Genomic DNA, 14,964 nt, shown 5'->3' with positions numbered 1-14,964 from the left:
ACCGCCGACCCTCTGCTTGTAAGGCAGATGCTCTCCCAGCTGAGCTAATCACCCTTTCGGTCTTGGCCATGTGTCTCTCAACAACGCGGCGCATTATAAGCAGCGAACCGAACTTCACGCAACAGCCTTTAGACACTTTTTTTATAAGCATCCGCAACAGAGTACTGCAAAACTGTATTAAGGCTGCAAAAATCCTAAACCGATCAAAGCAGTTTTATGAATGCTTTCGGGCCAGAAACAGCATGTACTTTCTCTCACGTAGCGGAAGCTTGATGCGTATAATGCAGACACTCAATTTTGCATGGACTCAATCATGTGGTTTAAAAACCTGATTTTCTATCGTTTTACCAAACCCGTTAAATGGAATAGTGAGGAGCTGGAAGAGAAGCTCTCTGAAAAACGCTTTCGTGGCTGCAACAGCCAGGACATTAGCTCATATGGCTGGGTTCCACCTTTGGGTCGCCATGGCGATATGCTGACACACACCACTGGTGACTTTGTCATGATCTGCGCCAGGAAAGAGGAGAAGATTCTTCCCGCCAGTGTTATCAAGGATGCCCTGGAAGAAAAAATAGAAACAATAGAACAAGAAGAACAACGAGAAGTGTTCAGCAAAGAAAAAAAAGCGCTCAAGGATGACATTACAATGGAATTGTTGCCCAGAGCCTTCACCAAACACCAGAAAACGTTCGCTTATGTGGATACAAAAGAGGGCTGGCTGGTTGTGGACGCATCCTCCTTCAAGAAAGCAGAAGAACTCACCAGCTGTTTAAGGGAATGCCTGGGCAGCCTGCCGATTATTAACCCCTCCCTAAAGAACCCGCCCTCAGCCTCCATGACACAATGGCTGTCCGAAAACCCTGCAGTGCCAGCGCCTTTTATTCTGGGTGACGAATGCGACCTGCGAGAGCCTGGTGACGAGGGTGGACAGATTAATGTTCGCAGACAGACGTTGATCACAGAAGAAATCCAGGCACACCTGGAAGGTGGCATGCAGGTAAGCAAATTATCCCTGCAATGGGACGAAGCTCAGACTTTTGTGCTCAGCGATGACCTGACTGTTCGAAAACTAAAATTTAGTGAAGTGATCCAGGATCAACTGGACGAAGTGGAAGCGGAAACCGCAGCCGAACAATTTGATGCCGATTTCGCAGTCATGAGCCTCTCCCTGAGAAAGCTGATCAATGATCTGGTCGAGACTCTGGGCGGACTCACGGAAGCAACTGCTGAACCTTAATCGCCATCGGGCTTCCATTCACAGGAAGCCCGACTCACTAATCCATCAATGCATCAATGCATCAAGCCAAACAGCTTGCCTCGATAACGCTTGGCCAGTGAGCTTCCAGCACCCAGCTGATCAAAAACCTTCAGCATTAAAAGTCTGGCGCCGTCATCGCGGAAGGCACGGTCTCTCCTCACGATCAACAGAAGGTTTTCCAGAGCCTGCTCATTTTCATCGGCAACCACCTGACTGATAGCAAGTTGATAACGTGCCTCATGATCGTTTTCATTATCGTGAAGACAAGCTTCCAACTCTACCCTTTGCGGTGCTTCTACCATCATTTCATAAAAAGCCAGCTTTGCCCTGGGCTGGGCAATACCGGCAGTATCGTCAGGCAATGCAGCCATCAGTGTTTTGGCATCGTCAATGCGACCTACTGCCAGCAGCAGGTTAACCTGAAGCACCTGAAGCCCGTGATTTTCAGGCTCTTCCTGAAGAATCTGTTGTAACAGCGTCAGCGCCTGCTCATGCTGCCCCTCCTCAATCAACTGCTCAACCTGTAACCTGATCCGCTCCACAGGGCTCATGGTTAACGGGTCCAGCACTTCTTTCAGGGCAGCTTCAGTCTGCAAGCCGGACAACACCTGCACAGGCTGTCCCTGATGAAAGAAGACCAGAGTCGGTACACTACGCACCCCCAGCTGAGCCATTAACTGCTGGCCCAGAGGTTGCTCAGCATCCAGCTTGGCCAACAGAAACTTACCCTGATAGTTCTCTACCAGGCTGTCCAGAATCGGTAGCTGACTCTTGCAGGGCTCACACCACTCAGCCCAGATATCCAGTAGCACCGGTCGCTGGGCCGACTGCTCAATTAATACTTCTCGGACATTTTCTTCAGTCAGATCTACAATATTTGGCAATTCATTCATGCTCAGATTCTCTAGCCGACTCGTCAGGAGCCCAGCATTCTTTAATAAAAAGTTGTAATAAAGGGCTTTGGTGGCAGATTACATGACTTCCAGATGAAGCATTACTGAAATCTTACCCACAAAATCTGTGGATAAGTTTGTGGAAGAACCCGTGAAATCATTCAGAAAGACCTATTCTTACTGCCCCTCATACAAATCGATCATTTTTTGATCAATTATTTTTCTTTATTTTTCAATAGGTTACAACTCATCCTTATAAAATCAATTACTTAGACCAGATGCATTTTTTTGACGTCAAGGGCTTGACATTTGTGCATAAAAAACAGATGACGTAAGCCTTACGTGGACTATAAATTGAAAAAAGTAAGCCGATTCCCGTCATACTGCAGATTTTTATTAATAACCAATCGCTATTAAAAGACCACCCCCTCGTCAAACCGACCCAGAGAACCGAAGAACTCCGGACCAAAGTCATTAATCAATCAAACCATATTCATCCTTGAGAATGGTGACGACTTCAGCTTTGGGGTTGTCCGAGAGCTGAAGAGGCTCGCCTGTTATGCGCTCAGCAATGTCCAGGTAGGTTTTGGAAACGGCCATCATGATGGATGGGGGCAGCTCATTCTCTTCGGCCAGAGCCCGTCTCTCGTCCATCCTGTCCTTGTTGAGCAGGATGTCCGGATCAGGAAAATAACTCAGCAACTGCTGACGGAAACCTTCCTTGGAGTTTTCCACCACCTTACCGGTCCTGTAGAAAGCTCCGTCCCAAATTCTGGAAGAATCCGGTGTCCCCACTTCATCCATGTAAATGAGCTTGTCCTGACCGTCAACACCGGTGACATAACCAAACTCAAACTTGGTATCCACAAACACCTGGCCCAACTGACCCAGAGCTTGTGAAATGACACCGAAGCCTTCTCTCAGGAGCCTTTCATAACGATCAATATCTTCAGGCTTCTGAAAGCCGAAAGCGTCGTAATTCGTCAAAAGGTCAGCCCGGGTGATGTTAACATCATCCACCTCTGGCACACCGGGGATTCCTTTCAAAATACCTTTAGTGGAAGGTGTCACCAGTAATTCCGGTAATTTCTGGTCCTTCTCAAGACCATCCGGAAGCTGGATACCACAGAAATCACGCTCACCCTTGCTGTAAGCTCGCCACATCGACCCTGTAATGTATTGACGACAGATCGCTTCAATCATCACTGGCCGGGCTTTTTGAACAATCCAGACAAAGGGATGGGGAATATCCAGTATATGGCTGTCAGCCAGACCGGACTCCCTGAAAAGTTTGAACCAATGATTGGAGATCGCATTCAGGGCAGCCCCTTTACCGGGAACCCCCCTCATGTTGCCTTCGCCCCTCCAGATACAGTCAAAGGCACTCATTCGGTCAGAAATCACCATGATGGCCAAAGGGGTATCGTCAGCTACATCATAGCCCTTTTCCCTGATCAGGCGACGGCTGTCCGCCTCTGTCAACCAGTAAACAGAGCGGACCTTGCCTGAGTGCACGGGAAGCTCTGTTCGAATAGGAAGGTCGTTATTTACGGCCAGTACTTTACCAGCAAGGCTCATTGCCAATATCCTGCCTTCTACTAATGAACAATCAACAGGAGCGAAACTTAAAGCCGCCCCATGGAACTGTTTGCGTTGCCTGGCAAACAAAAACAAAAAAAAACCAGTCATGGAGACTGGCCTTAACACTGGGATTCTACACTACTTGAGGTTTTCCTTCACAAGATTCAGCAACTTACGACTGATGTCGGCAGGCGCTGAAGTATTGGCATCCTTTTCTACCGATACCCGGACGACCCCATTCAACTCTGAGACCCTCATTAACAAAACCTCTTTTGGTGTCTCTTTCTTTTCACCACCGCCAAACCAGCCACTGAACCAGCCACCGGACTCTTTCTCTTTCCTGACCACTCCTTTAGGGTCTACCTGCAGATAGAAGATACCTGCCGAACGGTTCTTGTCAGTCACATCCACCCCTGTCTGTTGCAGGGCCGCATCAACTGCAGACCAGCTACGGGCATAAGAGAGTTGATCCATTCTCAGTAGCGGGTTACCGGCACCGTCCTGTTCAATAACAGCCAGGTCACCCAGGTTCAGATCCTGAGCCAAGTAGGAGACGGATTTATCACTGTCATCCCGCACCATAAACAACAGCAGTTCGTTCAGGATACTGTCACGCATCTTCTGACTGCGCTCCGAAAGGTTGTTCCACTTGGGTTCGGTGGTCGACTGACTTTCCTCCAAAATGGCACGAGACTTGATCCTCAGGCGCACCTCAGTAGAATTCGGTTTCACACCCTGACGCACTTCAAACTGAAATCGGTCTTCAACAGGGCCAGTCACCTCAGCCCCCATCAGTTTACTGAATGCACTGGCGACATAACCTTTTTCGGGATCTTTACCCAGGTCAGTCCACTCAGTTTCAAGAACCCCCTGTTTTACATTTCGGGATCTGACCGGAATATTATTCTCTTCCAGGAAGGCCAGCAGCTTTGGCCAGACTTCATCAGGGGAATGACCCACCAGCAACCATTCTTCATCACCTGCCCTTTCGATGGTATAGACTCTTCCCTCCTCCTGAGTCAGGCGCTGGTCAGGCCTTGGCACATCAAACTCGGACTCCAGATGAGAGTGGTCCGCAGAAATGGGCGGAATAGACAAGGATTCCACCATAGGCTCAGTGTTCATCTGCTCCGGAATTTCCAACGGCCTGGTCACCCTCGCCTGGGTATAATCACCGGATTTATCCCGGAAATAGCCCTCCTTGCCGAATGGATTGGCACAACCTGTCAGCGCCAGAGCACAGGCCATAACCGGCAAGGTTTTCATCGCTCGCGACATACGATCTCCATTCTGAAAAGCTCCATAACAATCCCCCGGATGACATCTTTCATTTTCCCGGGCTGAGTCATAACCGTAGACTGAGGTCAGGCTGAACCCACCTGAACCTCTAATAATCAAATCAGCTCAGCCTGCTTCAGGGCTTCTCGCAAATCCGAGTGATAACCTTCTGATAAGGGTGTCAGAGGCAGGCGAATACCCTCTCCAATCAGCCCCATCTTCGACAGCGCCCATTTCACAGGAATTGGGTTTGCCTCAACAAACAGCTTCTGATGCAGTTCATCCAGTTTAGCGTTAATTGCTTCTGCTGTTGCCCGATCTCCATCCAGAGCCGCCACACACATCTCGTGCATTTTACGGGGAGCCAGGTTGTTGGTGACAGAAATGACGCCGTTAGCACCCTGCAACATCATTTCCATACCGGTAGCGTCATCGCCGGAGTATATAGCAAAGTCATCACCACACAGTTGACGAATCTCGATACCACGCTCCAGAATGCCGGTCGCTTCTTTTATGCCGACAATATTTTCATGACCGGACAGACGAGCCACAGTCTCAGGTAACATATCCACGGCAGTTCGACCGGGTACATTATAAAGAATTTGGGGAATGGCCACAGCATCAGCAATAGTTTTGAAATGCAGGTACAAACCTTCCTGGGTTGGCTTGTTGTAATAAGGAGTCACCAGCAGGCAAGCATCAGCTCCCAGAATTTTCGCTTCTGCTGTCAGCAGAACGGCTTCCTGGGTAGAATTCCCACCGGTACCGGCAATCACCGGAATCCGGCCATTAACCTGCCTGACAATCCGTTTAATCACTTCACAGTGTTCCTGCACGGTCAAAGTAGCAGATTCTCCGGTAGTACCCACGGCCACGATGCCATCAGTACCTTCCTCCACATGGAATTCAACCAGTTTCTGAAGACGCTCCCAATCCGGCTCTCCATCGTCCTGCATCGGGGTCACGAGCGCTACAAGGCTACCGGTAATCATCTATCCACTCCAAGAGATCAGTCATAAGCTGTGCGTAATGTTACTGACGCACACAGCCATTAACAAGGGCGGCGTTGACATTCCGCTCAACTCAGTCCAGCTTTATAGACCATTTCAGTAATTAGCATTATGCTACAGGCTTGCCAGATCTCGAGACAATCTGTTGATCAAGCTCATTTTGTGACCGAATATGAAAGCCTGACATTTGTTAAAGCCAGCTGAAGCAGAGACAACTGTTTACTATTTAAGACTTACTATCCAAGACAAGAGAATCGAAGGAAGAACAATGAGCTTTACCCTAGGCCAACCCGTTACGGAATTCACTGCTGAGGCGACCAATAATACCACCGTCACCCTGTCCGAACTGAAAGGCAGGAAGGTCGTCATTTATTTCTACCCTAAAGACAATACCCCAGGCTGCATCAGTGAAGGCCAGACTTTCCGCGATCTGTACTCAGAATTCCAGGAAGCTGGCACACTGATTTTCGGCGTCTCCCGTGACAGTCTGAAATCCCACGAAAACTTCAAGGCTAAACATGAATTTCCGTTCGAACTGATCTCCGATCCCGATGAAGAACTCTGCAAGCTGTTTGATGTCATCAAGTTAAAGAATATGTACGGCAAAGAATATATGGGGATCGAGCGCAGCACTTTTCTTATTGACCGTGAAGGCATTCTGCAACACGAATGGCGTAAGGTCCGGATCAAAAATCATGTAGAAGACGTTCTGCAGGCTGCCCAGGCACTGGGTTAATCTTGACATCCTCCCACTGCTATAGAGGACGTCGTAAAACCTCTGAAGCAGTGGAATTCCTTCAGCGAGACGGCTATGCCCAGCAGCAAGAATGTTCTTTGCTGCGTTTAAAAATTGCAGGCGTTCAGCTCCGCAATCTGCACAAGTCCATTTTCCTATTCGCAAACCTGCTCTGGCTTTCGGACTGCTGGACGGTGTGCTCGAACAAGCTTGGGTGAGTGCCGGTGGCAGCCATGCGGTCAGCGCTACAAGGTGAAAATAACTGAACTACAGAGTACTCATTCATTACTTGCTGTCATTGTCCGACGCCATTCTGCGGGTACTGCATAAAAATGGTTAGTTGTACTTAACAAAATGTTATGAACTTATCACTCCCGAGCAGTCTCTAACCTGCACACATAATTTATTAACGACTTTGTTGATCGAAGATAAATTCCAAATTTTTAAGGAGTCAGACATGCACAGAATAGATAATATTCCCATCGTTGAAGGTCCGGCCTCAACACCAACGCAAGCTCAATTGCCAACACCAACGACTGACAGCGCGGGCAGGAGCATCACTGTTATTGGCGAGGAAAAAATGGAAAGACCATCACTACTGTCTTTATCCTCACCTTCCATAATTTTTCGCTGTTTGCTGCAAAGAGATATTCACAATACAAGACTGACATGTTCGCGCCTTCAAACGGCTGTCAGAGAGGAGGACGCTCTGGCAAATGCCTGGTATCGCCAATTCTCTTCAGCGCACCAACATCAACTATGCTCGTCCATCAATGCAAAAGACAGGAATCAAATTCGTGATTGGTTGAAGCCCTTTACGGAAAACAAGGCGTTAGCCGAGTCAATGGCAAACCTCCCAATGGAGAGCGATAATTCGCCTGCACTGTTATATTTCATCAGAACCCGCCTAATGTCTCAATGTGAAACATTTAATCTAAATACAGAAGCCACTATTCACGAAAATAATTTTATCAACTCAGCCGCCCTCAGCCTCAATGGACGCCATCTGGTGACCACCAATGAAAACCATAGTGCGATTATTTACGGCCAGGAAGCGGTCGGAGGACCATGGGTAATAAAATCCAGCATCCACAATCATTCCAGGGTCAAACCACCCACATTCAGCCCTGATGGTCAGCATTTGCTATCGATCAGTTGTGATCTCACTGTGAAAATATATAGCCTGGGGTCCGATAAATCATGGGCATTAACAGTCTCCCTGCCCCATGACGGCATTGTCCAATCAGCCACCTTCAGCAGCGATGGCTGCCATGTGATAACCGTCTGCCGGGATGACACTGCGAAAATCCACAGCCGGATGGACGATGGATCCTGGGCAGTAACGGCCACCCTTTCCCATGAATATATCGACTCAGACCAACTCAGGACCGACAACTGCGACGAGATATCTGCCACCTTCAGCACCGATGGCAACCATTTGGTAATCACCTGGGGGAAACACACAGCGACGATCTATAACCAGAAACCCGATGGATCATGGGAATTAGAGGGTATCATTCCCCATAGAGCGACTATCAACTCAGTCAGCTTCAGCCCCAATGGTCACTATGTAGTGACTGCCAGCGAAGACCGAACGGCGAAAATTTTTGGCAGGGATAGCAATGGATTGTGGGTCGAAATAGCCAACCTTGACCACGAGGATTCTGTCAACTCTGCTACCTTCAGCCCCGATAGCCGCCACATGGTGACTGCCTGTGATGATGGCAAGGTAAAAATCTTTTACCTGAACGCTCATGAATCATGGAAAGAAAATGCCATCTTTAAACATTATTACAGCGTGTTCTCAGCCACCTTCGGCCCTGATGGCCACCATATAGTGACGGCTAGCGAGGACTGCACAGCAAAAGTCATTGGTCAGGCAACCGATGGGACATGGTCAGAAAAAGCCAGCATTAACCATGATGACTGGGTTAATACAGCCACCTTTAGCGCCGATAATCGCTATGTGGTAACCGCCAGTTGGGATGGATCAGTGCAAATCACTGAACTACAGAGCAATCACTTCCATCCTGAAACAGACTCCAACCCGAATATTTCATAAATTAGAAGGAGCTGTTTGTTGTGCAGGGCAGTCTATTCCCGGACAGCCTTCTGGCCCACCTGTTCCACATCATGCACACTGGGCCAGGCATTCATGACAGCTTTGAGCAAAGTCGCCAATGGAATCGCAAAGAATATTCCCCAAAAGCCCCAGACTCCCCCAAACACCAGAACCGCAACGATAATAGCAACCGGATGCAGATTAACCGCTTCGGAAAACAACAGGGGAACCAGAACATTGCCATCCAGAGCCTGAATGATGCCGTAAACAACCATCAGCATCATGAACTCCTGCCCTACACCCCACTGGAACAGACCGATCAGGGCGATAGGAATAGTGACCACAGTGGCACCAATGTAGGGGATCACGACTGAGAAGCCCACCAGCACAGATAGCAGAACAGCGTAATTTAGCCCTAGCCAGGCAAAAGCTACAAAGCTGACTCCGCCAACAATCAAAATCTCAATAACCTTGCCACGTATATAGTTGGCTATCTGGTCATTCATTTCGTCCGCCACCTGAATAATTAGCCGGCGTCGCACGGGTAAGCGACCACCAATCCAGCCTAGCAGTTCGGTTTTATCCTTAAGAAAAAAGAACACCAGAATGGGTACCAGAATCAGATAAACCAGGATACCTAACGCACCAGGCAACCTGGAGATAGAGAATGACAAAGCCCAGGGGCCGAACTTGGCCAGATGCATATTGATGGCATTGCTAATAGCCGCTGTCTGAGATTCCGAAATAAAGGCCGGATAGAGTTCTGGCAGCTCTTTCAGAATCAACTGCCACTGCTTCACCATATTCGGCAATTCATTCAGCAGGCCGGTAACCTGCTGCCAGATCAGTGGAATTAACAGAAATATTGAAATAAGCAGAACCGCCATGAAGAGAGCAAAAATCAGACTGACGGCCAAAAGATGGGGGATTCCCCATTTTTCGAATAAGTTCACCACGCCCTGCATCAAAAACGCCAATACCAGTGCCGCCAGGACCGGAGCCAACATATTCCCCATAAAGATGATGACCATAAACCCGGTCACCAGCATCAACAGCAGCACCAGGGCTTCATGATCCGACAGGTAACGGTTCAGCCAATCCCTGATGATATCCAGCATATTTTCTTCCTTTTGACTTACTCAGGAGCCTGACAAGGTTGTCTATTGCCAGTCAGACTTCGGATATTGAAGATCCAATCTTATTTATGCTCAAGGGTAAAGATAAATACCCCGGAAGCCTCATCACTGGACAGCAGTCTATGCCCACTGATGCGGGCAAAACTGGCAAAATCCCGAACCGAACCCGGGTCTGTGGCCTGAACCCGCAACACCTCGCCCTGATCCATTTTACTGAGTGCCTGCTTGGCTCTGAGCAGGGGAAGCGGACAACTCATCCCCTTCAGATCCAGTTCAACATTCACTTCTATCATGATGAAACTTATTCTCCTTAAGGAAAGCTGGAAGTCAGCTGTACAAGAAACCAGTCACCCCACCCGTCTCACAATAAAAGGTTATGGTGCAAATATCAGTGACGTGTAAAATGATGTGGAGACTGTTTTTTTCGATCACCCAGAGATACCAGTCGTGACACACGCACTATCGGCCAGACCCGAAAGGTAAGGAGGCCGTAAAATGCAATGTTTTTTTCATAGCTGTTTGAGCCAGCACCTCTATGACGATACAGTGTACCGCAGATTACATGAGTATGGATATTCTATGAAGCAACCGGGTTTCCTCGTGGCAGCCCTGCTAAGCACCTGGCTCGGAACTTCTTCCGCAGTTGTATGCGCGGCCCCAATTGAACTGCCCAGCCTGGGGGACAGCACCTCCGGAGTAGTCTCACCACAACAGGAATATGAGTTGGGGCAGACTTACCTGAAATATTTACGAAGCCGGACTCCTACCGTGAGTGACCCCGAGGTCAAGGAGTACCTCGAAAGACTCATCTACCGCCTGGCTGAATTCAGTGAGATTAAGGATCACCGATTAAATACCATAGTCATAGACAGTGCTGTACTAAACGCCTTTGCAGCACCAGGCGGAATCATTGGAGTCAACTCCGGTCTGTTCTTCAACGCTGACACAGAAGCTCAGTTTGCCGCCGTACTCGCTCACGAACTGGCCCACCTGAGCCAACGTCATTATGCCCGTAACGTAGAAGATGCCAAGAACAAGAGCCTGCCGACCGCTGCCGCCATTCTTGCATCGGTTGTCTTGATGGCAACAGTAGGCAGCGAGGTGGGTGCCGCAGCACTATCAACAACAGTGGCCGGTGTCCAGAGCAGTCGCCTGCGCTTCAGCAGGCAGTTTGAACGCGAGGCGGATAATATTGGTATTCAGACGCTTGCCAAGGCGGGCTTTGACCCTCAGGCCATGCCTGAAATATTCGAGAACATGAACAAGTCCAGACGTTACCAGAGCCGACCCCCTGAGTTTTTGCTGACACACCCCGTCACCGACAACCGAATTTCAGACTCAAGAGCCAGGGCTGCACAATTGCCTTCCGAGGGCTCTAAAGGCAGCCTTGATTATCAGCTAACCCGTATGAGACTGCTGGTTCTCAGCACCGAAGACCCGGCCCGCTATACACGACAATTATATAAGGAACTGGAGACCGGCCATACCAGCTCGGAAGACATAACCCGCTACGGTCTGGCTCTGGCCAGCGTGGAAGAACGGGATTACAAGACAGCAGAGAAAGAGCTGACCATTCTGTTGAAGAAACACCCCCGCAACCTGCATTTGATTATGGCTCAGGCCCGGCTGGAATCAGCTACCGGAAAATCCGATGAGGCGATTAAACGACTGGATGCAGCGCTTTCCATTCATCTGGATAACTATCCGCTAATGGCGACCAAGGCAGAGATTCTGATTCAAGCCAAAAAATTCAACGAAGCCAGAGATCTTCTTCTGAGGCTGAGTCGCAGCCGACCCAACGACCCGGATATCTGGTATGAACTGGCGGAAGCACAGGGGCTGTCGGATGACATTCTGGGCTTACATCAGGCCCGGGCAGAGTTCTTCTTCTTGACAGGCAACCTGGACGACGCTATCAAGCACCTTCAGTTTGCCCGCAAAATGGTGGGTGATAATTACGCCCTGAGGGCCAAGATCGATAAAAAGTTAAACGACATTTTCGAATATCGTAAGAAGCTTGAAAAAAGCTGACCAGACGAGGCCGCCGCTATGGGCGGCCTCGACTCATTCTTCCAGCTTGATATTGAGAGGATCAGGCTGACAGCGATGCCGTGAAGTCGAGCATACGATTCAGTGGAATCAGCGACTTCTCTCTGAGCTCACCATCCACTTTTACCAGATTCAACTGGCCTGGTTTTTCAAGACACTGAACCAGTGCTTCCAGAGAGTTCATGGCCATCCAGGGGCAATGAGCACAACTCTTGCAGGTAGCGCCGCTACCAGCAGTCGGAGCTTCTACAAAGGATTTGTCCGGGGACGCCTGCTGCATTTTGTAGAAAATACCTCGATCTGTCGCAACAATAAATGTGGCATTTTGCATTTCCTGAGATGCTTTCAGCAGTTGACTGGTAGAACCTACGACATCGGCCATCTGAACAACCGAGTCGGGTGATTCCGGATGCACAAGTACCGCTGCGTCCGGGTAAACCTGTTTGAGGTCTTCAATACCCTTGGCCTTGAACTCTTCATGAACGATACAGCTACTATTCCAGAGCAGCATGTCTGCCCCGGTGTTTTTTCGGATGTAACTGCCCAGATATTTATCCGGACCCCAGATGATTTTTTTGTCCTGATCCATCAGATGCTCAACGATGTCTACAGCACAACTGGAAGTCACCACCCAGTCTGCCCGGGCTTTTACCGCCGCGGATGTATTAGCATAGACAACCACTTCACGATCGGGATGCTGATCACAAAAAGCCGAAAACTCATCGACCGGACAACCAATATCCAGTGAACACTCCGCTTCCAGTGTTGGCATCAAAACACGCTTGTGAGGACTGAGAATTTTTGAGGTCTCACCCATAAACCGAACGCCGGCAACGACGAGGGTATCCGCAGAATGATCACGGCCAAAGCGAGCCATTTCAAGGGAGTCCGCTACAAAACCACCGGTTTCTTCAGCCAGAGCCTGAACGACTGGATCAGTGTAATAATGGGCAACAAGAACAGCATTTTCCTGTTCCAGAAGCTCTCGCACCTGCTGCTTCAGTGCTCGCTCTTTTGCTTCATCCAGGCCCTGAAAGGGTGCGCCACTGATATGCTCCTGAACAAATGCTCTATCACTAAGTACACTCATAAAAATCGGTCTGAAAGTCTCTACAAGACATAATTAGGCAAATCGCAAGGATTTTAACATAAATGAAAGATTCAGGCAGCCGGGAAAAAAGGGAAGGGTAACACCCTTAAAACTGACCAGCTACCCATCCGGTAAATTGCCGAATTTAGACTAGGATTACATCAATCTTTCTGAACCCGCTCTGACAAAGAACAAAGGTAGTCTCATGTCATTCAAAGGACTATGCCCTCTTTTCTTCTTTTGCGCTTATGCTTTATTTCCCTCAGAAGGTGTCAGTGCGAGTCAGAACGGCATTAGACTACTTGGCAGTAAAAAGCTGGATTACAGTGAAGATCAGCCCATTCTCGGAATTTCTTCCATCCGTTACGACAAAGCTCATCATCAATTCATTTTGCTTTCAGATGATACCGGGGCCGTTCCCAACTATTACAATAAAAACGGCCAACCCCGATACTACCTTGTACCGGAAGAAACTCTTATTAACAAGAACGGTCTGGTAAAAAACAAAGGCACTTTCCCGGAAGAGTCTGTCACCCGGATCAGGGAAGTTATCATTGAGCCTAATGACTCTGTTTTTTGGACAACCCATGGCCATATTGATACAGAAGGTTTTGACTTTCTTGGCGACAATGCCTTTCTGGTCGCTTCGGAACAAAGCGCAACCTTTCTGTTCAATTCGGTTTTCCCCTGGATTCGATTTCCCGGATGGAATATTCACAGCTCTCTTCTGAAAGTAGGTAGAGACGGGACTCTTCTGGGCGCGTACTATTACCCCGGCGAGTTCTCAAGTGTGAACTGGCGCTTTCACTGGAAGACTCCACACTGGGTGCCTGGCATCTATGACAGTGAGTTCAGCTTGCAAATCCAGTCCCCCTCCGACAAAGGGGTCAAGAGAAACCGGGGCTTCGAAACAGTGATCCACCTTCCGGGAACTTCTGATTACCTGGCTATCACTGAACAAGGCGTTATGCAGGATGAAAAAGACTGGGATTATCATAAAGGCCCTGTACCCAGCCGTGTATTACGTTTCTCGATGGTCGAAACGGCCAACCATCTTCTGGCAACTGTTGAACCGGACATTCAGTACCATTATCAGCCCACTTCTGTTCCTGTAGACCTTTATGACCCTCAGACAGACGTTATTGTCCAGAGCATCAGCGATGCTCAGGCCATCAATGATCATCAGCTCCTCGTCATCGAAAAAAATCACGTTAAAAAAGCCAATAGAAAAACCGTAAACTACTCCTACTCGGAAGTTTATCTGGTTGACCTGAATAACCCTGTACCTCCTTCCCGGGCTGTCGACGGCAGTGGTTCAGAAGAGGACAGCGATAAACTAACAGAGGCCACTAAAACGTCTCTACCGATGCTAGATAAACAGCGTCTACTAAGCACCAGGGATTTTGAAAAAACCTTCCCGGACTTTAAAAGAATCAATATTGAAGGGATAACACTAGGCCCTGACGGGTCTGACGGCACTAAACTACTGGTTCTGGTCAGCGATAATGGTGCCAACTCTCCCAAACCAAGAAACACTGACATTATCTTCTTTAAAGTGCCTGAAAAACTATTCAAGATGCAGTAGTTCGCCACACTGTCGCACTTCGTTGAGTCTGACAGTGTGAAATTGTAAAGGCTTTCAAACATTCAATAATCGGGTTAAACCGTTTAAGACCCTGCATATGGGGTTGGGTCGGCAACACCGGCTTCGGCAAACCCCTTTTTACGATAGCGGCAACTGTCACAGACTCCACAGGCACGGCCTTGCTCATCAGCTTGATAACAAGAAACGGTAATCCCGTAATCGACCCCGAGGCGGCTGCCTTCTTTTATAATCTCCGCCTTGGTCAGTTCCAGCAAAGGAGCACGAA

The 14,964-nt window shown here is 48.7% G+C and carries 14 protein-coding genes; 6 read left to right on the top strand and 8 right to left on the bottom strand.

Annotation, left to right across the window (positions count from 1 at the left end):
• The first annotated feature begins 313 nt into the window (after positions 1-313).
• Entirely contained in the window at positions 314-1,237 is a 924-nt protein-coding gene (gene rdgC, locus KDK19_RS01080; RefSeq protein WP_257291157.1) for a recombination-associated protein RdgC, read from the top strand.
• Positions 1,238-1,290: 53 nt separating this feature from the next.
• Here the strand turns inward: rdgC and KDK19_RS01075 are convergent, their stop codons facing one another.
• The 4 genes from KDK19_RS01075 to dapA all read right to left on the bottom strand — a co-directional run bounded on the left by KDK19_RS01075 (position 1,291) and on the right by dapA (position 6,002).
• The gene (locus KDK19_RS01075; RefSeq protein WP_257274509.1) at positions 1,291-2,151 is read right to left on the bottom strand and encodes a tetratricopeptide repeat protein; all 861 of its coding nucleotides are present in this window, start codon (positions 2,149-2,151) and stop codon (positions 1,291-1,293) included.
• A 474-nt stretch (positions 2,152-2,625) separates the two neighbouring features.
• Complete coding sequence (locus tag KDK19_RS01070) at positions 2,626-3,840, bottom strand: phosphoribosylaminoimidazolesuccinocarboxamide synthase (protein ID WP_306670697.1); 1,215 nt, start codon at positions 3,838-3,840, stop codon at positions 2,626-2,628.
• Between the two features lie 30 nt (positions 3,841-3,870).
• Positions 3,871-5,130 (bottom strand): outer membrane protein assembly factor BamC, encoded by a 1,260-nt coding sequence (bamC, locus tag KDK19_RS01065; RefSeq protein ID WP_257287241.1) that lies wholly within the window; start codon positions 5,128-5,130, stop codon positions 3,871-3,873.
• Positions 5,127-6,002 (bottom strand): 4-hydroxy-tetrahydrodipicolinate synthase, encoded by an 876-nt coding sequence (gene dapA / locus KDK19_RS01060; RefSeq protein ID WP_257281333.1) that lies wholly within the window; start codon positions 6,000-6,002, stop codon positions 5,127-5,129. Before dapA ends, bamC begins: the two co-directional genes overlap by 4 nt.
• A gap of 286 nt (positions 6,003-6,288) precedes the next feature.
• Between dapA and KDK19_RS01055 the strand changes: the two genes are divergently transcribed.
• The 3 genes from KDK19_RS01055 to KDK19_RS01045 all read left to right on the top strand — a co-directional run bounded on the left by KDK19_RS01055 (position 6,289) and on the right by KDK19_RS01045 (position 8,818).
• Positions 6,289-6,756 (top strand): peroxiredoxin, encoded by a 468-nt coding sequence (locus KDK19_RS01055; protein WP_257281332.1) that lies wholly within the window; start codon positions 6,289-6,291, stop codon positions 6,754-6,756.
• 91 nt (positions 6,757-6,847) lie between these two features.
• A complete protein-coding gene (locus tag KDK19_RS01050; protein ID WP_257281331.1) occupies positions 6,848-7,012 on the top strand; it encodes a hypothetical protein in 165 nt (54 codons plus the stop codon).
• A gap of 201 nt (positions 7,013-7,213) precedes the next feature.
• Positions 7,214-8,818, top strand: coding sequence for a WD40 repeat domain-containing protein (locus KDK19_RS01045; RefSeq protein ID WP_257291156.1), 1,605 nt, complete (start codon positions 7,214-7,216; stop codon positions 8,816-8,818).
• 32 nt (positions 8,819-8,850) lie between these two features.
• On the opposite strand, the gene KDK19_RS01040 is transcribed toward KDK19_RS01045, so the two are convergent.
• Both KDK19_RS01040 and KDK19_RS01035 read right to left on the bottom strand, forming a co-directional pair.
• On the bottom strand, positions 8,851-9,936 hold the full coding sequence (locus KDK19_RS01040; protein ID WP_257291155.1) for an AI-2E family transporter: 1,086 nt from the start codon (positions 9,934-9,936) through the stop codon (positions 8,851-8,853).
• A gap of 80 nt (positions 9,937-10,016) precedes the next feature.
• Complete coding sequence (locus KDK19_RS01035; protein WP_257276472.1) at positions 10,017-10,247, bottom strand: sulfurtransferase TusA family protein; 231 nt, start codon at positions 10,245-10,247, stop codon at positions 10,017-10,019.
• A 475-nt stretch (positions 10,248-10,722) separates the two neighbouring features.
• On the opposite strand from KDK19_RS01035, the gene KDK19_RS01030 reads away from it, so the two are divergent.
• Positions 10,723-11,985 carry a M48 family metalloprotease gene (locus KDK19_RS01030; protein ID WP_257276471.1) on the top strand — a complete coding sequence of 421 codons (1,263 nt, stop codon included), beginning with the start codon at positions 10,723-10,725 and terminating at the stop codon, positions 11,983-11,985.
• Positions 11,986-12,046: 61 nt separating this feature from the next.
• Here the strand turns inward: KDK19_RS01030 and nadA are convergent, their stop codons facing one another.
• A complete protein-coding gene (gene nadA, locus KDK19_RS01025) occupies positions 12,047-13,093 on the bottom strand; it encodes a quinolinate synthase NadA (RefSeq protein ID WP_257276470.1) in 1,047 nt (348 codons plus the stop codon).
• A 205-nt stretch (positions 13,094-13,298) separates the two neighbouring features.
• On the opposite strand from nadA, the gene KDK19_RS01020 reads away from it, so the two are divergent.
• Positions 13,299-14,678, top strand: a complete 1,380-nt coding sequence (locus KDK19_RS01020) for an esterase-like activity of phytase family protein (protein ID WP_257281328.1) — start codon at positions 13,299-13,301, stop codon at positions 14,676-14,678.
• A gap of 83 nt (positions 14,679-14,761) precedes the next feature.
• On the opposite strand, the gene KDK19_RS01015 is transcribed toward KDK19_RS01020, so the two are convergent.
• Positions 14,762-14,964: 7-cyano-7-deazaguanine synthase (locus KDK19_RS01015; RefSeq protein WP_257291154.1), on the bottom strand; the 203-nt coding region annotated here is incomplete at its 5' end.

This window comes from Endozoicomonas sp. ONNA1 (genome assembly GCF_024606325.1).
In the GTDB taxonomy this organism is placed as follows: domain Bacteria; phylum Pseudomonadota; class Gammaproteobacteria; order Pseudomonadales; family Endozoicomonadaceae; genus Endozoicomonas_A.
Note: the sequence above shows the minus strand (reverse complement) of the source record. Positions and strands in the feature narration are given on the sequence as shown.

What these genes read in the sequence shown, in the direction of transcription:
- rdgC (WP_257291157.1), top strand. Translation starts at nt 314, where the DNA reads ATGTGGTTTAAAAACCTGATTTTCTATCGTTTTACCAAACCCGTTAAA.
- KDK19_RS01075 (WP_257274509.1), bottom strand. Translation starts at nt 2,151, where the DNA reads ATGAATGAATTGCCAAATATTGTAGATCTGACTGAAGAAAATGTCCGA.
- KDK19_RS01070 (WP_306670697.1), bottom strand. Translation starts at nt 3,840, where the DNA reads ATGACTGGTTTTTTTTTGTTTTTGTTTGCCAGGCAACGCAAACAGTTC.
- dapA (WP_257281333.1), bottom strand. Translation starts at nt 6,002, where the DNA reads ATGATTACCGGTAGCCTTGTAGCGCTCGTGACCCCGATGCAGGACGAT.
- KDK19_RS01055 (WP_257281332.1), top strand. Translation starts at nt 6,289, where the DNA reads ATGAGCTTTACCCTAGGCCAACCCGTTACGGAATTCACTGCTGAGGCG.
- KDK19_RS01050 (WP_257281331.1), top strand. Translation starts at nt 6,848, where the DNA reads ATGTTCTTTGCTGCGTTTAAAAATTGCAGGCGTTCAGCTCCGCAATCT.
- KDK19_RS01045 (WP_257291156.1), top strand. Translation starts at nt 7,214, where the DNA reads ATGCACAGAATAGATAATATTCCCATCGTTGAAGGTCCGGCCTCAACA.
- KDK19_RS01040 (WP_257291155.1), bottom strand. Translation starts at nt 9,936, where the DNA reads ATGCTGGATATCATCAGGGATTGGCTGAACCGTTACCTGTCGGATCAT.
- KDK19_RS01035 (WP_257276472.1), bottom strand. Translation starts at nt 10,247, where the DNA reads ATGATAGAAGTGAATGTTGAACTGGATCTGAAGGGGATGAGTTGTCCG.
- nadA (WP_257276470.1), bottom strand. Translation starts at nt 13,093, where the DNA reads ATGAGTGTACTTAGTGATAGAGCATTTGTTCAGGAGCATATCAGTGGC.
- KDK19_RS01020 (WP_257281328.1), top strand. Translation starts at nt 13,299, where the DNA reads ATGTCATTCAAAGGACTATGCCCTCTTTTCTTCTTTTGCGCTTATGCT.